Raw genomic sequence first — 21,943 nt, 5'->3', positions numbered from 1 at the left:
CTATACAAGGGTTATCTTTTATAAAAGCTAAACACCTCAAAAACCATTCACCTTAAGAAGTGGATACACAAAGAGCACTAAAAAGAAGCAGCCGAAAAGAGCGCGCTTAAGCTGTGGTCACTGGTGGATGACTTGAGTGGCGGGGAACACACAGCGGAACTGTGCGCCTTCACCTGGACGGGATGTTATATGCAACTGAGCATCGTGGCGCAGCAGCACATGTTTGACAATGGCCAAACCTAAGCCTGTGCCCCCAGTAGCGGTACTGCGCCCTTTATCTACTCGATAAAAGCGCTCAGTTAACCGTGGAATATGCACAGGATCAACGCCTTCACCATTATCTACCACTTCTATATAAGCGCTGCCGTTCTCCATAGTGGTCCAGCGAAGGGTTATTTGACTGCCCACCGGAGTGTAACGAACCGCATTAAAGACAAGATTTGAAACTGCACTGCGTATTTCCGGCTCGCTACCTATTAATTGCGCTTCAGTCTCAATGATCACCTGTACATTATGCGTCTGATTGTTATGTTGCTGACCAGATAGCGCTAAAGCATCCCGACGAATACTCTCAAGCAAGGATTTAATATCGAGTGGCTGGTGGTCTTTCCCACCTTGATCAATTTCCAGCCGCGATAGCAGCAGCAGATCATTCACTAGATTTTGCATCCGTGTAGCTTGCTCCTGCATCTGGCCGATTCCTCGGCCTAACCGTGGAGGCAACTGATCGCTTAAGTCGCTATAGGTTTCTAAATAGCCAGAAAGTACCGTTAGAGGTGTACGCAGCTCATGGGAAACATTCGCTACAAAGTCCCGCCGCATCTGCTCAAGGCGGTGTAAACGGGTAATATCCCGAGCCATCAGCAAGCGCTCATCATCTCCGTACAGAGTGATTTGATACTGCAGAATGCGGCTCTCATCTATCGGTGAGGTAAGCGTCAGCGGTTCACCATACTCACAGGCATTGAAATAACTGATAAAACGCGGATCACGCAGCAAGTTGGTAATATGCTGCCCACGATCATGGGCCGTTTGTAAGCCCAACATCTCTGTAGCCGCACTGTTCCACCATTCAAGATCGCCGTGGCGGTCTAGCATAACCACGCTATCACGCATGGCTTCCGATGACTCTTGAATACGTGCCAGAGTAGCCCGCAAGCGGCTTTGGGTAATACGCTGGCTTTTTTGATAACGATAGAGTCGGTCAAGTAGCTCACCCCACATGCCTCGTGCAGAAGGAGGCTCATCCTGGGGGTGCAGCGTTAGCCATTGGAATAGCGCCAGCAACTGGCGTAGATGATAAAACAAGCACGCAGCAAGCCCTGCGGCTAACCCAAGTCCGGGCGCGTCCAGTAGCCAGCCCAGCAGCACCCCTAAGGTAGCCAACCAGGCAATACGCCACAGCTCACGGCTCCACAGGCGCACCATTACACCCGAGCGGAGAAGCGGTACCCAGTGCCTCGCACCGTTTGGATAAGGTTTTGGTGAACTTCGCCTAACGCTTTACGCAAACGACGGATATGGACATCAACGGTACGCTCTTCAACATACACATTGCCACCCCATACCTGATCTAGCAGCTGGCTACGGGTATAAGCCCGCTCCTGGTGGGTCATAAAGAACTGCAACAAGCGATACTCAGTGGGACCCATTTCCAGCGCTTTGCCATGGGCACTCACCCGGTGGCTCACTGGGTCAAGTAGCAAACCATTAATCTCAATGGGGTCTTCTACGCCGCGAGGCGTGGTGCGCCGCAGAACTGCTTTTAATCGTGCGACCAACTCGCGGGGCGAAAAGGGCTTAGTGATGTAGTCGTCGGCGCCCGCCTCAAGGCCTTGGATCTTATTATCCTCTTCGCCTTTCGCCGTGAGCATAATAATCGGTATTTCAGCCGTTGCCTCTTCGCGCTTTAGGCGCCTTGCCAGCTCAATACCGCTAGTGCCGGGCATCATCCAGTCCAACAGTAACAGATCTGGCTGGTGATCAACGACTATCGCATGGGCATCCTGGGCGTTATCCGCTTCAAGCACGCGATAGTCAGCCATTTCCAGCGCCACCGCGATCATTTCGCGAATTGGCGCCTCATCATCGACAATCAAAACGGTCTTGGCGGTCATTCCAGGGCCTCACGGTGTGCAATGAAAACTAGTTCAAAAAATAGTTCAATGACATGTCAGTGACGATAACACCATGACTTGATGACAATTCTATGACACTCAGCGAAATTAACCAGCTATAGGCCACCAACTAAGCGCAATACCGGCAAAAACCAGCAGGCCTGACCAATAATTATTCAGAAATGCCTGGAAGCACTGATCACGCTCGCGGTGCAAAATCAGCCGCTGCTGATAGGCAAATGTTGCCGCCATGGCGACTAGCCCCAACCAAAAAAATCCCCCCAATCCCACGCGTAACCCTACCCAGGCCAACAACACCAAGGTGACAAGTTGCAGTAGGCCGATGATCAAGCGATCAGCGTTACCAAATAGCACAGCTGTTGATTTAATACCGATTTTTAAATCATCATCGCGGTCGACCATGGCGTACTGGGTATCATAGGCCACTGTCCACAGCAGATTGGCAAAGAACAGTAACCATGCTTCAAGCGGCACACTCCCCAGCACCGCGCCAAACGCCATCGGTATCGCCCAAGAGAAAGCAGCACCTAGCACTACCTGGGGGAAGTGGGTGTAACGCTTCATAAAGGGATAGATAAACGCCAGTACAACCCCACCAATAGAGAGCAACACCGTAAACCAGTTGGTAAGCAGCACCAAAATAAATGCAGCTGCCACTAACGCAACGAATAGCAACTGCGCCTCGGTTTCACTGATGCGTCCAGTGGCTAAGGGGCGATGCTTAGTACGCTTCACATGGCCGTCAAAGTGACGGTCTGCGTAATCGTTCACCACACAGCCAGCCGCACGCATCACATAAACGCCGGCAATAAAAATCAACAGTACATTTCGTCCAGGCACGCCCTCTGCCGCGATCCACAGCGCCCATAGAGTGGGCCACATCAGGAGCCAAGTGCCAATTGGCCGGTCTAGGCGCATTAGCTGTAGGAAATCAGCCACCCGAGCCCATCCCGTTGGCCGCAACAGAGAACGATCCATGCTTACCTCTCGAAAAAAGATGCTGATCATAGCCTAGCGCGAAGGCAAGCTAAGTTCATCCGCCATAGTAGATAAAAAACATTCCTGTACCAGCAACGAAAGGCCGCTGTGCTGGAATACCGAGCGCCGTCCCCACACCCCTGTATCGGCTGGCGTGCACAGATGGTAGGCAAAGCTAGGCCAATGCCTCGTTGCGTACAGCGGGCCACGTACTAAATCAGGCTGACGAAACAGCCAACTACCCAAGGAGCGCTCGCCAAGCCCCTCTAAGCCTTTACCCAGGAGCTGAGTTAGTGGTGCTACCGAGCGTGCCACTACCCAAGGTGTATCGTCCACACAAAGTGCTACTTCCCGTATCCACGCATTGCGGCGCGGCTCAATGCCTAGCGCCTGCGCCTCATCCCGTAGTGGCAAGCCTATCATCTGGCGTAATAAACGTACCCTAAACGGCTTACTGCCCGCTGCAGCGGTCAACCGAGCGGTTAACGAGTCGGTAGAGGCCACCCACTGCCACCAGGGCGCACTCATGGCAGGGCGCAGCGCATTAACCGGTAGCCAATGTGGAAAAGGATGGGCATGCCGAAAAGTAGTGACCGTCACCGGGTTCTCCAAGGCAGTCAAAAAAGTGAGCGCTAGTGTAACATGGTGCCCTCACAGGCTTTTGTTCCACCGACTTTTGGTTACTGCATGCCCGCATCTACCCAACGACACACCGATACTTCCCATGCAGCGCTGGCCATTATTGGTACTGGCATGGCGGGAGTTGGGCTTGCCCGCACCCTACGCCGCCAGGGTGATACCCGTACGATGGCGCTGATCAGTGCTGATAGTGGCGACGACTACAGCAAACCACTGCTCTCGACCGGTTTTGCTAAACGCCTTCCCCCCGAGACGCTGGCCCAGCGCAGTGCCGCCGAGATGGCAGAAGAACTCAATGCAACGCTATTTACCCACACCCAAGTGGTGCAACTGGATGTGGATAACCAAACTCTGCTGCTTAGTAATGACCTTAGGTTACGCTATGACAACCTAGTGCTAGCTACCGGTGCCGCACCGTATGCCCCGTTTAGCGTACCAAGCCAGCTTGCTGAGCGCTGCTTCGCGGTAAACAACCTAGACGACTACCGTCGCTTACATGCAGCTCTTAGCCCCAAGCCTGCCCGTGTTGCCATTATTGGCGCAGGGCTTGTGGGCTGCGAGTTTGCTAATGATCTGCACGCTGGGGGACATCAAGTCACTCTGATCGCACCAGAAAATACGCTATTGCCACGCCTGCTACCGGAGCCGCTTGGCGATGCTCTCGGCAATGCTTTTCAGGCAGCGGGCATCCAACTTAGGCTAGGAGCTACGTTGGAGAGTTTGTCACTGGGTTCAGACAACGCCTTAACCCTGAGCTTAGATAACAGTGAACACTGCATCGCTGATATCGTACTACTGGCCACCGGCCTTACCCCTCGTACCCAACTTGCCCGCGCAGCCGGGCTTAGTGTTAGCCGTCACGGTATCCAGGTCGACCGCTTGCTGCGCACCTCCCACTCTAACGTTTACGCACTAGGCGATGCGGCTTGTGTTGAGGGCATTAATGCCATGTACGTGCAGCCGCTGCAGGCCAGTATTAAAGCACTCACGGCCACACTAAGCGGCACTCCCACCCACGTGCAGTTTGGCGCTTGGCCGATCATCGTTAAAACACCGCTACTGCCCGTGGTTGCCTACCCACCTTTAAGTACACCTGAACAGTGGAAAATTGAAGGGCAAGGCAATGAAATGACCGCCCTCGCAGAAGATAAATACGGACGTTTGATTGGTTTTGCGTTGACAGGCAGCTGCGTGAGAAGGAAAGTGGAGCTTTCCAGAGTAGTCCCTGCGCTGCTAGGCTGATTTTCGCTGCATTCGCGACTAGTCTAGAAAGCTGGACCAGTCGGATAATGTGTTTCAATACCACTGTTTCAACAATACTTGTGTTAACAATACTGTTTTAACAACATGACGAGCTTTACGCTTGATTCTGTCACTACGGAGATTTTTTCTATGCGCAAACCTGAACTCGCCGCTGCTATTGCTGAAGGTGCCGACCTTTCCAAAGACAAAGCTGGCCAAGTCCTCAACGTCATTCTGGACGAGATCACTAACAGTGTCGCTAAAGGTGAAGATGTTTCACTGATCGGTTTTGGTACCTTTACTGTTCGCGCACGTGCCGCACGCACCGGTAAAAACCCACAAACCGGCGAGCCGTTACAAATTCCGGCCAGCAAGAACGTTGCGTTCAAGCCAGGTAAAGCGCTTAAGGACGCCGTTTCCTAATGAAACTCAAGCTGACGTTGTGGCTGCTGAGCTTTATGCTCAAGCATGCCCTGCGCCGCAAGCCGCGCTTTCGGGAGCAGTTGGAACGCATGCGCGGCCTAGACTGGGGAATTGCCACGGAAGACTTAAGCATTGCCCGCTACTACCGGATGACACCCCAAAGCGTGATTACCGGCAAAGGCTTACCTGTTGATCTTGACCTTGAGTTGCGCTTTCGCGATCAAGATAGTGCGCTACGCATACTCAAGAAACCAACCCAGCAGGCATTCTTGGACGGCATGGTGAACGGTGAAGTGCGTTTAGTGGGTGATTCCGCTGATATGAACAAGCTACAAAAGCTGTTAAAACATTTGTAGCTTACATCCTTGGTTAATGACCTTATAACGCGTGAGGTACAGCGGCAGCGATGGACATACCTCATCAGCGGTTGGTGTACTTCCGCGTTACGCTAGAGTCTGGCTCGGTGCGCCGCGCAGCGGCGCGTCTAGACATTGCCCCTTCTGCGGTAAGCCGGCAAATCACCTTGCTGGAAGAGGCGTTAGGGGCAACGTTGATGGAGCGCCAGCGCGGCGGAATTCGCCCCACACCTGTCGGTGAAATGCTGCTGGAGTATTGCGAACGGCGTGGCGCGCTGGATGAGAGTTTTATTACTTCGCTGGAGGCCTACCAGCGGTTAGAAACCGGCACGATTTCGCTAACCGTCGGAGAGGGGTTTGTAAGCGATTTAGTTGCCTCGCCTCTGCACGAGTTCACCCAGCGCTATGCAGGTATTCAGCTGGATATTCATATCGCAGGTACCTCAGGTATTATCGAAGCCGTTGTCGAGGACCAGAGCCATATTGGCTTGATGTTTCATGAGCGCACCCACCCCCAGCTGCGTTTTTGGGCGTCTAGCCCTCAGCCACTTATGGCCATTTTATCTCCCGATCATCCCCTTGCTAACCAAACATCACCACTGTCGCTAACTCAGCTAAGTGCGGAGCCCATGGCTATGTGGGATACCAGCCACGGTGTACGCCAAATGGTCGATCAAGCCTTTCAACAGGCCCGTATTGCACCACGGATGGCGATGAATACGAACTCCATGGTGATTCTGGCGCAATATGTACGTAGCGGTATGGGGGTTACCTTGTTGCCTGCCTTTGCCGTAGCCCATGACCTGGAAGCAGGCACTTTGGTCGCTCGTCCGGTAGACGATCCACTTTTTCAGCGTTCACACGCGCATATGGTTACCCGAGTAGGTCGTCAGCAGCCTAAGGCCAGCATCCTACTGCTGCGCCATTTACAGCGCTGGATGCAGGCCTTTCGCGATCCTGCGTTGGATCAACCAACGCCACTGCCATAGCCAAAGGCAACGCTCGCTTCTGGTGCGGTCTCTACCCACACACTTTGTGGCACGGTGTACTCACGTAGACCATCTAACCCACTGGAGCGTCCAAAGCCGCTATCGCCAAAGCCGCCAAACGGCGACATAACGCTAATTGCTTTGTAGCTATTGATCCACACCGTACCAGCACGCAGTTGCCCGGCGACGCGATGCGCCCGCGCCACATCCTGGCTCCACACTGCACCGGCCAAGCCAAACCGGGTCTCATTGGCTAGCCGTATGGCATGCGCTTCATCATTGAATGCCATGGCAACGACTACCGGGCCGAACACTTCCTGTTGGGCGATATCCATCTCCGGCGTCACATCTACCAACACAGTAGGCTCGATAAAGTAGCCCTGGGCTTCATCAGGCAAGCCAGCAGGGCGCTTTCCACCGGTTAACACTCGAGCCCCAGCGGCTACTGCCGCCTCAATCATACGTGTTACGTGCTCAAATTGGCGGCGGTTCTGCAGTGGCCCCATTCGCGTGGCTTCGTCACTGGGCAGCCCAACTTGAATCTGCTCTGCAGCGCGGGCCAAGCGAGTGGTTACCACCTCAAATACCGAGTGCTCAACAAGCAGCCGTGACCCCGCCACACAGCTCTGGCCTGCTGCGGCAAAGATAGCCGCCTGAGCACCTGCCACAGCGTCTTCTAACTTAGCATCCGAAAACACAATATTGGCCGATTTACCGCCCAGCTCAAGCACGCTGGGTACCAGCCGCCTTGCTCCCGCCTGGGCTATCATGCGACCACTTTCGGGTGATCCCACAAACACTAACTTAGCGATGGCCGGGTGATCGGTCAGCGCGGTGCCGGTTGTTTTACCGAGGCCATTGACGATATTGATCAGCCCCTGGGGCAGCCCCCCACTTTCGAGCAATTTAGCAATCACCACCGATGAAAAAGGGGTTAGCTCGGAGGGCTTCAGTACTACACCATTACCAGCGGCAATGGCGGGAGCCAACTGCCAGGCGCAGGTAAACATTGGCGCATTCCAAGGGGTGATTTGCCCCACTACGCCGTAGGGCATATGGCGCACATAGTTAAGGTGCGAAGTAGGCACTGGAATCACTTCCCCGTGCTGCTTGTCGCACCAACCTGCGTAGTACTCAAACATCTCGCGAACCTTGCCAACTTCTGCACGGCAATCACGTATTGGTTTCCCCGCGACAATACTTTCCAACTGAGCCAAGGCTTCCTCGTGGCCCTGTAGGCCGGATAGCGCAGCATTCATACGCCGCCCTCGCTCACTGGCAGTAAGGGCCATCCATTGATGCTGACCACGCTTAGCAGCGTGTGCGGCACGCTCAACAAGGGCCTGACCTGCATCACGATAACGTATCAGCATCTCACCGGTGGCAGGATTGATAAGGGTGATCTCTTCGCCTTCTCCTTCCTGTAAATAGCCGTCAATCCAATTACTAAACGGTGTGGCCGCAGCCAGCCCAAAGCGTGCTAGAAGCGTGGCTAACTGTTCACTGGCATGTTGATTAAGCATGGTCATGCTGAAGCCCCTCCTTGGGTGGCGCGCGCCAAGATCGGCGTAGCGATATGGTTAAAGTCGTCACTATCACCAAGCTGTTCAGCATCGGAATGCCACATATCAACAACCGTCTGCAGCAGGCCCAGGGGTATCCCAAGCTGCTGGGCAGCCTCCCGCGCCAAGCGTAAATCCTTACGCATTAAACCGGTGGTAAAGCCTGAGTCAAAGCGCTCACTTAGCACCCACTCAGGAAAATTCACCTCGCTTACCGCACTGCGGCCAGAGCCGCTATTAATGCCCGCCAAGCACGCCTCGGGGGCAACACCTGCCTTGACCGCCATAGCTACCGCTTCTGCTGTCGTTAACAAATGCGCAGCACATAGGTAGTTATTGGCAAGCTTGACCACATGGCCGCTACCCGGTCCGCCCACATGGGTACATTTAGCAGACATCGCCTCCAGCATCGGCGCTACCCACTCAATTGTGGTGTCTTCACCACCTAGCAACATCCCTAACGTGCCATTGGCCGCCCCTTTAGGGCCTCCACTGACCGGGGCATCCAGCCAGAGCAATCCAGCCGCCGCGACCTTTTTGGCTAGTTCCCGGCTGACGGCAGGGTCACTGGTGGAGGTATCAACAATCACGCTGCCCTTCGGAGCCAGATTAAGTAAGCCCGGTGATTGCTCAATCACCTCACGCACATGGGCGGAAGTGGGGAGTGAGAGCAGGTAAACATCGCTTTGCGGCAGTTTATCGGGGGCTACAACGGCTACCCCTTGTGCCGCTAATCGTGCCCGCGCTTGCTCAAACACATCACTACCGGTCACATCAAAACCTGCTGCCTTAAGGGTCAGCGCCATATTGCCGCCCATCTGACCAAGGCCTATTACGGTAATTGTTAACGACACGATAAGGCTCCTTGAAAGCGCTCTTTACACGGGGCGCTTTGATTGAAATGCTTTGTTTGGCGTAGACGCTCCCCTACCCATCAGGGCATCGACCATAAGGGCATAAAGAAGAGCGTCTAGCGGTAAGTTTAAAAAGTAGCGTGTGGCTTAAACGAGTAGCGTGTTCACCAACTCCACCCAGTAGCGGGCACCTAACGGCAGCAGTGCATCGTTAAAGTCATAGTGTGGATTATGCAGCGAAGCGGACTCCTCACCATTGCCCATCCAGATATAGGCGCCCGGGCACTCGGCTAGCAGAAATGAGAAATCCTCAGAAGCCATACTCGGTGGTGGGTTACGCAGTACTTTGTCGCTACCAAGTAAGTTTCCCAACACCGTGGCACACTGCTGAGCGTGCTCAGGGGTATTGATGGTAGCGGGGTAGCAGCGCTGGTAATCCAGTTCAACAGTTAAGCCGTGAAACTCGGCTAAGCTGGTAATCGCCTGCTTGAAGCGCGCTTCCAAGTGCTCTTTAAGGGCCATATCAAAACAGCGCAGCGTACCGCGTAGTTCTACCTGCTCAGGAATAACGTTAAAGGTATCGCCGCCGTGAATGCTGGTTACGCTCAGTACCGCCGATTTATCCGGTGGCGTTTCACGGCTTATTAAGCCCTGCAATTGGCTCACCAACTGGCAGCTGGCTAATACCGTATCTATTCCAAGATGGGGCATCGCGGCGTGGCAGCCTTTACCGGTTAGCGTCAGCGTAAAAATATCAAAGGCTGCCATCACGGCAGTGTCGTGTACCGCCGCCTCGCCAACGGCCAAGCCTGGCCAGTTATGCAAACCATATACAGCATCCATGGGAAAGCGCTTAAATAAGCCATCTTCCACCATCGCGCGACCACCACCTTCATTCTCTTCCGCAGGCTGGAAGATAAACACCACCCTTCCTTTGAAGTCCGGCTGCTGCTTAAGCGCCCAGGCAGCCCCCAGCAACATAGTGGTGTGGCCATCGTGGCCACAGGCATGCATCTTTCCTGGTGTTTTAGAAGCGTATGGCACACCGCCTTCTTCACGGATATCCAGTGCATCAATATCCGCACGCAGCCCTATGGTTCTACCTCCCCCAAGCCGACCATCAAGCGCCGCTACTACGCCAGTGCCTGCAATCCCAGTTGTCACCTCGAAGCCCCACTCGGTCAGCAACGAGGCAATACGCGCACTAGTCCGATGTTCTTCAAACGCCGTCTCAGGGTGCTGGTGGAAGTCGTGTCGCCACGCCTCCAACTGCGCTATTTCCGGTAAGCAGATAGATGCCGTCATAGATTTATCCTTAAAGTATGAGGTGGGCAACAAACGCTGAGCCTATGAAAGTGCCGGTAAAGACGAGTAGCGCCACAAGCACCAGCTTCCAGCCAGTTTGCTTAAACATGGCAAACTCACGCCCGGTAAGTGCTAATCCCGCATAAGCCAGTACTGGGGTAACCACAGCCAGAAAATTAACTTCCGCTAACCGTGCAATAATCCAGTCGCTACCAGGAAAAACAGGGAGGGTAGCAATAATACTGACCAGCGAAACCCAGGCGACGCTGGGCAGATAAAAGGGGCACACGCGCCCGATAACCAGCCCAATAATCACCATTACATATAGAATCAGCATACCGGGCAGTGCATCTAGCAGTGGCGCGCCATTGACGATATTGCTAAACCACGCCGCCACACACACCGCTGCCAACACCAAAGCGGTTTTGCCTAGCTGGTTTTCCGGGCGCAACTCTTTTAGCGCTTCAGCATCAAACTGATTGGCTGTGGTGTCATTAGCTTTCATGGCGAACTTCCTTCGGTGCGTTACCTTTTAAGCGCTTATAGAGCCATTCTGTAATCGGCAGCGCGATAAATAGCGAAATATACAAACCTGTTGCATAAGTCAGCAGGTTGCTCGCCCCAGCGAATGCAAGCAGCTCATCTCTTGATCCGGGTACCGCTTCAGCTAGAGCTGCCGAGCACGCGGCCACCATGCTGCCGCTACCCACGCCACAGGCCATCGCCAGCGCACGAATATCAAGAATATCCAGCGACGCGATATACCCGGCCATCAACGCAAAGTAGAGGGTGCCAAACATGGTCCCCACTACGTAGACGCCCATAATGCCGATACCTTCAGGGCTTCTTAATCCATAACGATCTGAAATAATGGCAATATTTGGCTCCCGCGCAATCGAGTAGGTAGCCCCCACTGCCTCACGCCCCATCTTAAGCACCAGTACCGCAAAGGGCAGTGCCAACAGCATGGTGCCAAGGTTGCCTAACTCCTGGAGAATAAGCGCAGGGCCTGCAGCAATGATCTGCTCAATAGCAGGGCCAATGGTCGAGCCAAATTTGGCGATAAACGGCAAAATGGCGATTAAAATAATTGGGCCAGCCGCATGGCTGACAGGTTTAGGAATGATTTTTCCCATTCCCGAGAAAAGGTGGGGATTAAACAGCACGCCTATCACAAAGGCGTAGAGCAGGGGGAGTAAAAGCAGAGTTCCTGGTCCGAGGGGAATACGTACAATGCCTATCCATTCGGAAAACATTGACGTCACAATCACCATGAGGTGAAGACGCCAGTCCAGCAGCAGTTTTAGATCCATTGGAATGATCCTGTTTTTTTTAGAGTCATTCCGAGTATCGAAAGGTTACTGTTTCAATCATAGGCCTTTAGTGCGCTATTTTTTAGAACACCAAACCTGATAGCTAGAAGCAGTAAGTGCAGCGCAGTTGAAGTTACCAGTTACCAGTTACCAGTTACCAGTTACCAGTTACCAGTTACCAGTTACCAAGCGTTGAAAGGGTAGGTAGCGACATAGGGCACCATCACCCTCTACACTACCTCATTATACCAAAGTCTAACAACTGCCTATAAGAAGCCCCTATGCCTATTTCGTTGCCGCTACGGCGTCTTTGGACACTGGATAAATTTGCCTATAGCCTGCGGGTGTTTATCGCCTTTAGCGGAGCGCTGCTATTTAGTGGTGCTGCGGGTGATGTCGCGCTGGTGATCCCGCTATTCCTGGGCATTATTGCCTGCGCACTTTCAGAAACCGATGACAGTTGGCAGGGGCGTTTACAAGCCCTTGCAGTAACACTGGTATGTTTTACCTCAGCGTCGTTTGTAGTGCAGTGGCTATTCCCCTGGCCGTGGTTATTTGCTCTTGGGTTGGCGCTCTCTACCTTCACTTTGATTATGCTCGGCGCCATTGGGCAGCGTTACGCCACTATTGCCTCAGGCACATTGATTTTATCGATCTACTCGATGATCAATATCGAGCAGCATGGCGGCGTAGATGAGGATGTAGCAGCCCGCCAGCTACTCTTACTGGCCGGGGCAGCTTGGTATGGGGTAATTTCCGTCATCTGGTGCACGCTGTTCTCCCGCCAGCCGGTGAAGCAAAGCATGGCGCGGGTCTATAAGACCCTGGGTGAGTTTTTGATTCTTAAATCGGCCCTGTTTGAACCGGTACGCGGAGTAGATGTTGAGGCTCGCCGGTTAGCGCTGGCGCGCCAGAACGGCCTTGTGGTCGATGCTCTTAACCAGGCTAAGGAGATGATTTTCCGCCGTTTGGAAGGTCAGCGTGGCAGTCGTAAACTTAATCGTTACCTGCGAATCTACTTTATCGCCCAGGATATCCACGAGCGGGCAAGCTCAACCCACTATCCCTACAGCGCACTTACTGAAGCGTTTTTTCACCACGACGTACTGTTTCGCTGCCAGCGACTGCTCGACCAGCAAGGCCGCGCCTGCCGACAACTGGCAAAATCGCTACTGCTCAACCGCCCGTTCGATCACCAGCTAAGTGAGCAAGCACTTGCTGACCTGCGCGCCTCTATCGATAACCTAAGCGAACGTGGCAAACCCGAGTGGCGGCCATTGATGCAGCCACTCAACGCCTTGGCAAACAACCTCTCAACATTAGAAGAGCAGATAGCCAGCGCCCACAATCCAGATAGCAATGACGCACGCCGGGACAGTACTCTCTTCGACCGCTCGCCCTCTAGTCTCCTGGAAGCCTGGAGACGCGTACGGCTGAATTTCACCCTGGGATCACCGACTTTTCGCCATGCAGTACGCCTAACCACCGCGCTGGTGGCAGGCTATGGGTTGCTGCAGTGGCTCGACCCAGAGCAAGGTTTCTGGATTTTGCTCACCACACTGTTTGTCTGTCGCCCAAACTTCGCCACCACACGGCGTTTTCTCTCCCAGCGGATAGTGGGCACAGTGCTGGGGCTAACAGCAGGCTGGGTGTCGATTAGCCTGTTCCCTCAGCCACTGGTGCAAAGCATGATTGCGGTAGCGGCGGGCGTTTCGTTTTTTGCTAACCGCGAGAAACACTACGTGATCGCCACTGCGTCGATCACCCTATTGGTGCTGTGCAGCTTTAACCAAGTTGGTGACGGCTTTGATCTGATCTGGCCACGTCTGTTTGATACATTGATTGGTTCGCTAATCGCAGGGCTGGCGGTATTTTTTATACTTCCCGACTGGCAGGGGCGCAGGCTCTACCGGGAAGCTGCCAAAGTGCTGACTAACCAACGCCGTTATTTAGACGAAATTGTTCACCAGTACGAAGAGGGCAAACAGGACGACTTGACCTACCGTCTGGCCCGCCGCAACGCTCATAACGCCGATGCAGCGCTGTCAACGCTACTAACCAATATGCTCCATGAGCCTGGCCACTACCGAAAGCAGGATGCTGATAATGGTCTACGCTTTTTAGTACTTTCCAATACGCTACTCAGTCATTTATCGGCCCTGGGGGCGCATCGGCACAGGCTGACAGAAGAAGAGGAGGATGCCGCCCTAGTACCACTTGCCAAGCGCATCAGCGCCCTTTTGGAGCAGCTAGCAGAACAGCTGGATAAACGCCTGCCCATCACCTCGTTAGCTGCCCCTGCCAATGAATTGCTAGCGCAAATGGAAGAACAGCACACAACCTCCGATGAAAATGCCGTCACGCTTTATCGACCGATCCAAAGTCAACTACGCCTGATTGCCGGACAGCTCGGCCCACTGGGCGATGCTGCCAGCCGCTTAGCCCGCTCACCAACAGGGGCTGCGCCAACAACCCCCAGCACCACATAGCAAAACGCCGCTACACCTGCCCGTAGCGGCCAGCTGCTTCACCAAGCCAACGGCGCACTAGCACGGTGGTGACATCGGTATCGCCCTGCAGTGCTTGAGCCAAGGCGGTCACTCGCTCTAGCAAGTCAGCATCGCGCTCTAGGTCAGCAATTTTCATCTGCGCCAGGCCGGTTTGGCGGGTGCCAAGCACTTCACCGGGGCCACGAATCTCCAAGTCTTTCTCAGCGATTCTGAAACCATCGGTGGTTTCGCGCATAACCGCTAAGCGCTGGCGGGAACTCTTCGACAACGGAGGATGATAAAGCAGTACACAGAAGCTTTCCGTGCTACCACGCCCCACGCGACCGCGTAGCTGATGAAGCTGAGAAAGCCCCAGACGCTCAGGGTTTTCGATAATCATCAGGCTGGCGTTAGGCACGTCCACACCCACTTCGATCACCGTGGTGGCTACCAGCAGGTCTAACTCACCTGCCTTAAAGGCGGTCATCACCTCAGCTTTCTCACTCGATTTCATCCGTCCATGCACTAATCCTACCGCCAACTCGGGCAGTGCTTGGGTCAACTCATCGCGTGTCACTTCCGCAGCCTGACACTGTAGTGCCTCCGACTCTTCAATCAGCGTGCACACCCAGTAAGCTTGGCGACCATCGCTACACGCATTGCGAATGCGCTCAACCACCTCGGGGCGGCGCTCATCCGAAACCACCACCGTTTTAACCGGCGTGCGCCCCGGCGGTAGCTCATCAATTACCGAAACATCTAAATCGGCGTAGGCACTCATCGCCAGGGTACGAGGGATGGGGGTGGCGGTCATGATCAACTGATGCGGTGTTAGTCCGCCAGCTTCACCCTTTTCCCGCAGCGCCAAGCGTTGGTGCACGCCAAAGCGATGCTGTTCATCAATGATCGCCAACCCCAGACACTGAAAGTGCACATCGGCCTGGAACAACGCATGGGTGCCCACCACCATGCGTGCACGGCCATCAGCAATCGCCGCTTTGGTATCTAATCGGGCTTTACCTTTGAGCTTACCCGCCAACCACGCTACCTCAATACCCAACGGTTCAAACCACGCCTTAAAAGCCCGGTAGTGCTGCTCGGCAAGGATCTCCGTTGGTGCCATCATCGCCGCCTGGCAGTTGCCTGCCAGCGCCGATAGTGCTGCCATGGCAGCCACCACCGTCTTCCCAGAGCCTACATCCCCTTGTACTAGTCGCAGCATGGGTGCCGGGCGAGCAAGGTCGAGAGCAATTTCTTCCAGCACCCGCCGCTGAGCGCCGGTGAGGGCAAACGGCAACTGAGCTAAGAAGCGGGTTTGCAGGTTGCGCCCGGACGGCAGCTCTGGCGCACCATCCGCCTGAATGCGCAGGCGCACCTCCCGCAGGCTAAGTTGGTGGGCTAGCAACTCTTCCAAGGCAAGCCTACGCGTCGCAGGGTGGTGGCCATGAGCAAGCTGCTCTAAATCGGCCTCCGGCGGCGGCTGGTGCAATAGCTGCAAGCTAGCATGCAGGCCTGGAAGGCCAAACCGCTGACGCAGCGTGTCGGGTATAACATCCGGTAGCACTTCCGGTGTTTGCGCTAAAATGCCCAGCGCCTGCTGGGTAAGTGCGCGCAGGCGGGTTTGATGCAATCCTTCGGTAGTGGGGTAAATCGGCGTGTAGTACTCCTCCACCGGGGTTTCGCTACCGCCACTTAGCCGATACTCCGGGTGATAAATTTCCAACCCTGTTGCTCCTGCTCGCGCTTCGCCAAAGGCGCGTACCGTTACTCCAGGGCGTAGCTGTTGCTGCTGAGCAGGGGAAAAATGGAAAAAGCGCAGGCTTAAAATGCCACTGCCATCGCGTAGGCGTATCAGTAGACTGCGCCTGCGCCCTTTTACAACGTCACTGGCGGTCACTTCACCCTCCACCACAGCCTCATGGCCCGCCCTTAGTAAACCGATAGGCGTTAGCCGCGTGCGGTCTTGATAACGCAGCGGCAGGTGAAACACTAGGTCGCTGATGCGTTCAATGCCCAGCCGAGCCAACTTAACTGCTAGCGCTTCGCCCACTCCTTTTAGCGCGGTAACTGGTGAAGAGAGATCGCTCATGAGGCCACGTTTGTCGTGTGTGTCGGCTGCCTGCACTGGCTAATGGCCTTGGTGAGCGCATCAATGGCTTTAGGACGGGGAAAGCTTGCCCGCCACGCAATAGCTACCGTGCGCGATGGTGCAGGGTCGACAAAAGGACGGCTAACTAGCATAGCGTTTTCATACTGGTCGGTACCCAGCGCGGACTGTGGCAGTACCGTAATTCCCAGCTTTGAGGCCACCATATGGCGAATGGTTTCTAGCGAGCCACCTTCAGCAATCAGGGTATTGTTAGGGCTGTTGAGCTTCTGGGTAATCGCTGGACAGGCCTCTAAAATCTGGTCGCGGAAACAGTGCCCTTCCCCCAGCAGCAATAGTCGTTCTTCCAGCAGGTCTTCTTTGTGTATAGCGTCTCGCTCTACCCAACGATGGCTGGCAGGAATCAGCACTTCAAAATGTTCATCATAAATGGGCTTAGTAACCACATCTGTTTCAGTAAACGGTAGTGCAACAATTATCACATCCAGTTCACCACTGCGCAGCTTGGCGCGCAAAGCCCCGGTCATGCCCTCTTCGATATATAGCGGCATTTGCGGCGCAGCATTGGCCAGTGCTGGGACCAAATGGGGAAACAGATAAGGCCCTATGGTGTAGATGGCGCCTATGCGCAGCGGGTTAGCCAACTGGTCTTTTCCAGCGCTAGCCATTTCATAAATCAGGCTGCTTTGCTCAAGCACCCGCTGTGCCTGGGCAACTATTTTTTCCCCTAATGGGGTGACCTGAACGGTTGATTTAGAGCGTTCGAAGAGCGGTGTATCAAGCTCCTCTTCAAGTTTTTTCACCGCCACAGATAGCGTTGGTTGAGAAACATGGCAGCGCTCTGCGGCCCGCCCAAAATGGCGCTCTTGAGCGAGGGTTACGATGTAGCGAAGTTCTGTTAAAGTCATAACGGTGCCGGTTGGCATCCTCTCGTAGCAGCTTGTGACTAATAATAGTGACGCTTAACGGGATGGAAAGGACAAACAAGCCCTATTGACGATGCCACATCTCATAGGGACTTTGTATCTGATAGGGAATATTTATCAAGGGAGTACGCAAGGTGAAGCTAACTGTACTGATTATCGGCTGCGGTGACATCGGTATTACCTTAGGTCGCGAACTACTCAGCGAGGGGCATCGCGTCATCGGTATGCGCCGCCAAGCTGATGCCTTACAGGGTAGCGGTATTGAACCGCTAGCGCTTGATCTCAACGACCTCGAAGGAGCCAGCGCCTCGGCACTGCCTCAAGCGGACTACGTTGTTTACACCGTTAGTGCCGACCGCTTTGAGGAGAGCGCCTATCAAAGCGCTTACCCCGAAGGCATGAAGCGCGTACTGGGCGTGTTAGAGCAGCATAAAACACCGCCACGGCGTATTTTCTTCGTCTCATCAACCAGCGTATACGGTCAGCAAGAAGGTGAAGTGGTCAACGAAGCAAGCCCCACTGAGTCGACTAGCTTTTCAGGCAACCTGATGTGCGAAGCAGAACAGGCGCTGCTTAACCACTCGCTACCGGGTACCGTGGTCCGCTTTTCCGGTATTTACGGTCCTGGCCGTGACCGTTTGATACATCAAGCGGCAGAAGGCCGCATAGCTGCCGTTACACCAGTGATCTACTCCAACCGCATTCACCGCGACGACTGCACCGGTATTCTGGCGCACTTAATTCGCTACCAAGAGAACGGCAATCCCCTTGCCGAGCTCTACCTGGGCAGCGACTGCGAGCCAGTTACGATGCACAACGTGATGGCATGGTTAGCCAAGCAGCTGAAAGTAGAATCTACCGAGACCATGCAGTCACCACTGCGCCGCCGAACCAGCAAACGCTGCGATAACAGCCGTATTCGTGAAACCGGTTATGAATTCCGCTATCCAAGCTATAAAGAGGGCTATGCCCAGGTACTCAAGGAGGGCGGCTTTCTGCCCACCCAGGCATAGGCGATGACGCTAGGCGTTAAGCGCCCAGCGCTACGCTGTTAGAAAGAGTGGCGGTAGCCGAGTGATAGGATCTCGAAGCCGTTGTTCGGCCGTTTGATCCCCGCGTTAGAGTAGTGGATCAGGCTGGCCGAGAGTTCGCCTCTGCCCAGTGCCATGCCGAAGGCGAGGCGGTCTTCGAACTGGAAAGCGGTGGAGAGATGGCGCTCCTCATGGCGGGTGTTGAGGAACAGCGCAGCACCGATGCCAGCCTCGGCGAACACCCCGCGTTCACCGGCGAAACTCCAGCGTAGGGCCGGGGTCAGCGTCCAGGCGGCGTTATCGTCGCCATCATCACCCAGCAGTAGCAATACCCCACTGCCAAGCCTTAACGTCAGCTGCGGATGCCAGCGAGCAAGGTCGAAGGTGCGATCCAGCCCCAGGCTCATGGCCGGAGCGCCCTTGCTGGTAGCACCCAGCATAATGTAGCCGTCGGCTTGGCTCATCACTGGGGCGCTCAACAGAATAATACCCGGCAGCAGCGCAGCGGCCAGGCGTCGAAGCGAAATTCGTTGCATATGATTATTCCCTGCCAAGGTGTCAGCCACGACATTTTGCCTGCGTCAGAAGGTATAGGCGGCACCGATCGACACACTCAGGCCGAACTCGTCCTGCTTCTCCAGCGAAAGCCGATCGCTCTCGGCACGCAGATCGGCGCGTAAATCGCTATTACTGCCGCTCCGCGAGGCCTCCAGCGTAGGGCTGCCGCTGCCATAGTAGGCGACGCCCAAGTCGCTGGTAAAGCGTCAGCCCGGCCGCGAGGCCGAGGACGACTCCAGCCCAGCCCGAGGTAGGGCGCGACCCAATTGTGTTCCACCTTGCCTCGTAGGTCGCCCACTTCCACTGAGGAGTATCGCGTGCCATTGATGGTATAGCCACCCTGGCTGTCGCGCCTGCCCTCAAGGCGTGTTTCGGGGTTGGCGAACAGCAAGCCACCGCTCACACGAAAACCGCTGCCCATCATGGGATACCAGTCGACCAGCGCCTCGATAGCAGTGCGCTGCTTGTGCTTGAGTTCGTACTCGTTCCCCTCCAGGGTGCGGTCCGTTTTAAACTCAGTGGTCCCAGCGTTTATTCCTAGACGCAGTGCCTCACAGGGAGGTAGAGGCAAGCCAGTAGACCAGGAGAACTGTCGGATGAGTGCCGTATCATCGATATCGGACTGGCGCCATGGAATCCTCGCGGGGTGGCATGCCTTCGTACGCTTCTTCGCTTCTCCGACCGGATTGTTTCGCGCCATTTGCCTAATCGCCTGTGTGGCGATCTATGTCTTGGACCGTGTACAGGAAGCACTATCCACGGAAAACGAGCTGATCCTCACGCTAAGTGGAGAGACCTTGGTGCGCCAATGGTTCGGTGACACGGTGGCGACACTAATTTTCAGCGAAGCGTTGGTTCTGACCGGCTTCGTCATCTTCGTCGCGGCGTTCTGTCTAGCGACGGCACCACATGCCTACCGCCAGAGCAGAACGCGCTGGGTGCTGGCCGCCCAGATCGGCATCGGTCTGATGTTCAATGAGGAGCTGCTGTTGATCGTGGCCGCTCAGCTCCCCTTCCTCTACCCCTTGTCTCTGGCATTTGCCTGGTTACTGGCCCAAGCTCTGCTCAAGGCACTATTGTGGGGTGTGATCCTGATAACGGCGGACCCGATGGAGGCTGTTCTCATAGCGGCCGAGCTGGCCGGTATGGAGTTGCCGGTCATCAGCCTGGTGAGCCTGCTGGGAATGGCACTCCTGATGTTTTTCTTCTGGCAGTTATTCGCCTTCTGCCTGGGTTACATGGCCATGTCCGAACGCCGCCAACGTTACCGGCTGGCCAAGGCCCACGCCGAACTCACAGCCACTCGTCAGCTACTGGCGGATAGCGCGCGCGCCAGCGAACGTCTGCGCATCTCCCGCGACATGCACGACGGGCTCGGCCATCACTTGGCGGCATTGAACCTGCATCTGGAACTTGCCATGCGCCAGCCAGAGGGCATGATGACCTCGGTGCACACCGCGCGAGACATCGCCAAGGAGCTCTATCAGGAAGTAAGGAGAACGATCGAGCGCGAGCGCCTTGCTGTGCCGATCGACCTCTCTCGCAGCTTGCAGACGCTTTGCTCTGGGATACCCGAGCCCTGCATCAAATTGCGCTACGATCCCCGCTGCAAAGTGCACGATCCGGCCCTGGCACATGTAATCTTCCGCAGTGTGCAGGAGGCGCTTTCCAATGCCCTACGCCATGCCAATGCACACAAGATCGAGATCAGCGTGGCGTGCAAGGCCGGCGATATTAACGTCTGCATCGTCGATGACGGCCGTGGCGCCGCCAGGATCATGCCCGGCAATGGGCTCACGGGGATGCGTGAAAGGGCCGAGGAGGTCGGCGGCAGTCTGGCGATCGAAGCGCGGCTGGGTGCAGGCTGTCAGGTTGGATTGCGGCTGCCTATGGTGGGGGGAAAAGCATGATTCGAGTTCTTCTGGTCGACGATCAGCATCTGGTGCGCAGTGGCATCGCCGGGCTACTGGGACTCACGCACGATATCGAAATGGTCGGCGAGGCAGCGAGTGGAGAGGAAGCCATGGCGCTGGTTGCCGCCAGAGAACCCGATGTGATGCTGCTGGACGTACGTATGCCCGTCATGAGCGGCATTGAGGTTCTGACCCGTTTGAGCGCGGAGAAGCGGTTGCCGGCGACCATCCTGTTGACCACCTTCGACGATGACGAGGCGCTGCTTGCCGGCATCCGTGCCGGGGCTCGCGGCTTTCTGCTCAAGGATATCTCGCTGGAACAGCTGGCCGATGATATCCGGCATGTCGCCGCGGGAGGCACGGCCATCCGTCCCTCGATTACCGAACGGGTGCTGGCCGGCGTCCGCCAGGCGGTGTCCGAATTCGACTGCCTCGATCCGCCTTGCCAGCTGACCGTGCGAGAAACCGAGATCCTGCGCCTGCTGGCCAGTGGGCTCAACAACCGCGAGGTGGCGCTGGCCCTGGGTACTGCCGAGGGAACAATGAAGAATCAGGTTTCGAGCATTCTTTCCAAGCTGGGCGTACGCGACCGGGTGCGTGCGGTGCTACGCGGCATCGAGCTGGGCTGGATTTGACGCGAGCAAGGGCCAAGCATAGGCGAGCGCACCAGCACACCTAAAAATATTTAGTCGCCAATCACCATCACAGCGTCAGCTTCTACCTGGCTGCCCTTGGGCAACGCCTTTACACCCACGGCTGCGCGGGCAGGGAACGGCTGAGAGAAGAACTCCTCCATCACCTTATTAACAATCGCAAAGTTATCTAAATCAACCAAGTAGAGGTTGAGCTTAACAATATCGCCAAGTGAACCAGCGGCTTCTTCACACACTGCTTGCAAGTTGATAAATACTTGGCGAGCCTGAGTTTCAAAGTCCTCAGAGACCATTTCCATAGTCTCTGGGTTCAACGGAATCTGGCCCGACAGATAAACAGTATTACCAGCCTTAATCGCTTGGGAATAGGGGCCAATGGCGGCAGGAGCTTTATCGGTATTGATAACAGCTTTATTGCTCATAGTGCTCGTACTCCTTAATGGTTCAATAGTGATTATTTTTGCCCA

22 protein-coding genes are annotated in these 21,943 nt (G+C 55.2%); 8 read left to right on the top strand and 14 right to left on the bottom strand.

Features of this window, described 5'->3' with window-relative positions; all coding sequences use genetic code 11:
- Positions 1–117: 117 nt before the first annotated feature.
- The 4 genes from phoR to CPA45_RS07560 all read right to left on the bottom strand — a co-directional run bounded on the left by phoR (position 118) and on the right by CPA45_RS07560 (position 3,716).
- On the bottom strand, positions 118–1,425 hold the full coding sequence (gene phoR, locus CPA45_RS07575; protein WP_096651022.1) for a phosphate regulon sensor histidine kinase PhoR: 1,308 nt from the start codon (positions 1,423–1,425) through the stop codon (positions 118–120).
- A 2-nt stretch (positions 1,426–1,427) separates the two neighbouring features.
- Positions 1,428–2,117: a phosphate regulon transcriptional regulator PhoB gene (phoB, locus tag CPA45_RS07570; RefSeq protein WP_078089602.1), complete on the bottom strand. Its 690-nt coding sequence runs from the start codon at positions 2,115–2,117 to the stop codon at positions 1,428–1,430.
- Between the two features lie 108 nt (positions 2,118–2,225).
- Entirely contained in the window at positions 2,226–3,116 is an 891-nt protein-coding gene (ubiA, locus tag CPA45_RS07565; RefSeq protein ID WP_096650952.1) for a 4-hydroxybenzoate octaprenyltransferase, read from the bottom strand.
- A 33-nt stretch (positions 3,117–3,149) separates the two neighbouring features.
- Complete coding sequence (locus CPA45_RS07560; protein WP_096650951.1) at positions 3,150–3,716, bottom strand: chorismate--pyruvate lyase family protein; 567 nt, start codon at positions 3,714–3,716, stop codon at positions 3,150–3,152.
- Between the two features lie 87 nt (positions 3,717–3,803).
- On the opposite strand from CPA45_RS07560, the gene CPA45_RS07555 reads away from it, so the two are divergent.
- The 4 genes from CPA45_RS07555 to CPA45_RS07540 all read left to right on the top strand — a co-directional run bounded on the left by CPA45_RS07555 (position 3,804) and on the right by CPA45_RS07540 (position 6,765).
- On the top strand, positions 3,804–4,997 hold the full coding sequence (locus CPA45_RS07555; RefSeq protein WP_096651021.1) for an NAD(P)/FAD-dependent oxidoreductase: 1,194 nt from the start codon (positions 3,804–3,806) through the stop codon (positions 4,995–4,997).
- 150 nt (positions 4,998–5,147) lie between these two features.
- The gene (locus tag CPA45_RS07550) at positions 5,148–5,420 is read left to right on the top strand and encodes an HU family DNA-binding protein (protein ID WP_078089605.1); all 273 of its coding nucleotides are present in this window, start codon (positions 5,148–5,150) and stop codon (positions 5,418–5,420) included.
- On the top strand, positions 5,420–5,776 hold the full coding sequence (locus tag CPA45_RS07545) for a hypothetical protein (RefSeq protein WP_096650950.1): 357 nt from the start codon (positions 5,420–5,422) through the stop codon (positions 5,774–5,776). The genes CPA45_RS07550 and CPA45_RS07545 overlap by 1 nt, the downstream gene beginning before the upstream one ends.
- Positions 5,777–5,826: 50 nt before the next feature.
- Positions 5,827–6,765, top strand: coding sequence for a LysR family transcriptional regulator (locus CPA45_RS07540; protein WP_096650949.1), 939 nt, complete (start codon positions 5,827–5,829; stop codon positions 6,763–6,765).
- Here CPA45_RS07540 and CPA45_RS07535 read toward each other — a convergent pair.
- From CPA45_RS07535 to CPA45_RS07515, 5 genes are all read right to left on the bottom strand, one after another.
- A complete protein-coding gene (locus tag CPA45_RS07535; protein ID WP_096650948.1) occupies positions 6,744–8,294 on the bottom strand; it encodes an aldehyde dehydrogenase family protein in 1,551 nt (516 codons plus the stop codon). The genes CPA45_RS07540 and CPA45_RS07535 overlap by 22 nt on opposite strands.
- A complete protein-coding gene (locus CPA45_RS07530) occupies positions 8,291–9,181 on the bottom strand; it encodes an NAD(P)-dependent oxidoreductase (protein WP_244287550.1) in 891 nt (296 codons plus the stop codon). Before CPA45_RS07530 ends, CPA45_RS07535 begins: the two co-directional genes overlap by 4 nt.
- Positions 9,182–9,328: 147 nt before the next feature.
- Positions 9,329–10,486, bottom strand: coding sequence for a M20 aminoacylase family protein (locus CPA45_RS07525; RefSeq protein ID WP_096650947.1), 1,158 nt, complete (start codon positions 10,484–10,486; stop codon positions 9,329–9,331).
- A 10-nt stretch (positions 10,487–10,496) separates the two neighbouring features.
- Positions 10,497–10,991, bottom strand: coding sequence for a hypothetical protein (locus CPA45_RS07520; protein ID WP_096650946.1), 495 nt, complete (start codon positions 10,989–10,991; stop codon positions 10,497–10,499).
- Entirely contained in the window at positions 10,981–11,799 is an 819-nt protein-coding gene (locus tag CPA45_RS07515; RefSeq protein WP_096650945.1) for a DUF3100 domain-containing protein, read from the bottom strand. Before CPA45_RS07515 ends, CPA45_RS07520 begins: the two co-directional genes overlap by 11 nt.
- Before the next feature lie 281 nt (positions 11,800–12,080).
- On the opposite strand from CPA45_RS07515, the gene yccS reads away from it, so the two are divergent.
- Positions 12,081–14,288: a YccS family putative transporter gene (yccS, locus tag CPA45_RS07510; protein WP_096650944.1), complete on the top strand. Its 2,208-nt coding sequence runs from the start codon at positions 12,081–12,083 to the stop codon at positions 14,286–14,288.
- A 10-nt stretch (positions 14,289–14,298) separates the two neighbouring features.
- Here the strand turns inward: yccS and recG are convergent, their stop codons facing one another.
- Both recG and CPA45_RS07500 read right to left on the bottom strand, forming a co-directional pair.
- Positions 14,299–16,377 carry an ATP-dependent DNA helicase RecG gene (recG, locus tag CPA45_RS07505; protein ID WP_096650943.1) on the bottom strand — a complete coding sequence of 693 codons (2,079 nt, stop codon included), beginning with the start codon at positions 16,375–16,377 and terminating at the stop codon, positions 14,299–14,301.
- Positions 16,374–17,303, bottom strand: coding sequence for a hydrogen peroxide-inducible genes activator (locus CPA45_RS07500; protein WP_078090398.1), 930 nt, complete (start codon positions 17,301–17,303; stop codon positions 16,374–16,376). Before CPA45_RS07500 ends, recG begins: the two co-directional genes overlap by 4 nt.
- Positions 17,304–17,455: 152 nt before the next feature.
- Between CPA45_RS07500 and CPA45_RS07495 the strand changes: the two genes are divergently transcribed.
- Complete coding sequence (locus CPA45_RS07495; RefSeq protein ID WP_096650942.1) at positions 17,456–18,334, top strand: SDR family oxidoreductase; 879 nt, start codon at positions 17,456–17,458, stop codon at positions 18,332–18,334.
- A 38-nt stretch (positions 18,335–18,372) separates the two neighbouring features.
- Here the strand turns inward: CPA45_RS07495 and CPA45_RS07490 are convergent, their stop codons facing one another.
- Both CPA45_RS07490 and CPA45_RS22810 read right to left on the bottom strand, forming a co-directional pair.
- The gene (locus CPA45_RS07490; RefSeq protein ID WP_244287549.1) at positions 18,373–18,906 is read right to left on the bottom strand and encodes an acyloxyacyl hydrolase; all 534 of its coding nucleotides are present in this window, start codon (positions 18,904–18,906) and stop codon (positions 18,373–18,375) included.
- A gap of 59 nt (positions 18,907–18,965) precedes the next feature.
- On the bottom strand, positions 18,966–19,610 hold the full coding sequence (locus tag CPA45_RS22810; RefSeq protein ID WP_165771517.1) for a hypothetical protein: 645 nt from the start codon (positions 19,608–19,610) through the stop codon (positions 18,966–18,968).
- Positions 19,611–19,641: 31 nt separating this feature from the next.
- Between CPA45_RS22810 and CPA45_RS07485 the strand changes: the two genes are divergently transcribed.
- Both CPA45_RS07485 and CPA45_RS07480 read left to right on the top strand, forming a co-directional pair.
- A complete protein-coding gene (locus CPA45_RS07485) occupies positions 19,642–20,820 on the top strand; it encodes a sensor histidine kinase (protein ID WP_165771516.1) in 1,179 nt (392 codons plus the stop codon).
- On the top strand, positions 20,817–21,458 hold the full coding sequence (locus CPA45_RS07480) for a response regulator (RefSeq protein ID WP_096650939.1): 642 nt from the start codon (positions 20,817–20,819) through the stop codon (positions 21,456–21,458). The genes CPA45_RS07485 and CPA45_RS07480 overlap by 4 nt, the downstream gene beginning before the upstream one ends.
- 50 nt (positions 21,459–21,508) lie before the next feature.
- On the opposite strand, the gene CPA45_RS07475 is transcribed toward CPA45_RS07480, so the two are convergent.
- Positions 21,509–21,898 carry a RidA family protein gene (locus CPA45_RS07475; protein WP_096650938.1) on the bottom strand — a complete coding sequence of 130 codons (390 nt, stop codon included), beginning with the start codon at positions 21,896–21,898 and terminating at the stop codon, positions 21,509–21,511.
- Positions 21,899–21,943 lie beyond the last annotated feature (45 nt).

It is taken from the genome of Vreelandella nigrificans (genome assembly GCF_002374315.1).
GTDB lineage: Bacteria > Pseudomonadota > Gammaproteobacteria > Pseudomonadales > Halomonadaceae > Vreelandella > Vreelandella nigrificans.
Note: the sequence above shows the minus strand (reverse complement) of the source record. Positions and strands in the feature narration are given on the sequence as shown.

Bases quoted from the DNA above. Each gene is read 5' to 3' on its own strand.
- CPA45_RS07535 (WP_096650948.1), bottom strand. From the start codon at position 8,294: ATGACCATGCTTAATCAACATGCCAGTGAACAGTTAGCCACGCTTCTA.
- CPA45_RS07480 (WP_096650939.1), top strand. From the start codon at position 20,817: ATGATTCGAGTTCTTCTGGTCGACGATCAGCATCTGGTGCGCAGTGGC.
- CPA45_RS07520 (WP_096650946.1), bottom strand. From the start codon at position 10,991: ATGAAAGCTAATGACACCACAGCCAATCAGTTTGATGCTGAAGCGCTA.
- CPA45_RS07525 (WP_096650947.1), bottom strand. From the start codon at position 10,486: ATGACGGCATCTATCTGCTTACCGGAAATAGCGCAGTTGGAGGCGTGG.
- CPA45_RS07475 (WP_096650938.1), bottom strand. From the start codon at position 21,898: ATGAGCAATAAAGCTGTTATCAATACCGATAAAGCTCCTGCCGCCATT.
- CPA45_RS22810 (WP_165771517.1), bottom strand. From the start codon at position 19,610: ATGGCGCGAAACAATCCGGTCGGAGAAGCGAAGAAGCGTACGAAGGCA.
- CPA45_RS07500 (WP_078090398.1), bottom strand. From the start codon at position 17,303: ATGACTTTAACAGAACTTCGCTACATCGTAACCCTCGCTCAAGAGCGC.
- phoB (WP_078089602.1), bottom strand. From the start codon at position 2,117: ATGACCGCCAAGACCGTTTTGATTGTCGATGATGAGGCGCCAATTCGC.
- recG (WP_096650943.1), bottom strand. From the start codon at position 16,377: ATGAGCGATCTCTCTTCACCAGTTACCGCGCTAAAAGGAGTGGGCGAA.
- CPA45_RS07515 (WP_096650945.1), bottom strand. From the start codon at position 11,799: ATGGATCTAAAACTGCTGCTGGACTGGCGTCTTCACCTCATGGTGATT.
- yccS (WP_096650944.1), top strand. From the start codon at position 12,081: ATGCCTATTTCGTTGCCGCTACGGCGTCTTTGGACACTGGATAAATTT.
- CPA45_RS07545 (WP_096650950.1), top strand. From the start codon at position 5,420: ATGAAACTCAAGCTGACGTTGTGGCTGCTGAGCTTTATGCTCAAGCAT.
- ubiA (WP_096650952.1), bottom strand. From the start codon at position 3,116: ATGGATCGTTCTCTGTTGCGGCCAACGGGATGGGCTCGGGTGGCTGAT.
- CPA45_RS07550 (WP_078089605.1), top strand. From the start codon at position 5,148: ATGCGCAAACCTGAACTCGCCGCTGCTATTGCTGAAGGTGCCGACCTT.
- CPA45_RS07555 (WP_096651021.1), top strand. From the start codon at position 3,804: ATGCCCGCATCTACCCAACGACACACCGATACTTCCCATGCAGCGCTG.
- CPA45_RS07540 (WP_096650949.1), top strand. From the start codon at position 5,827: ATGGACATACCTCATCAGCGGTTGGTGTACTTCCGCGTTACGCTAGAG.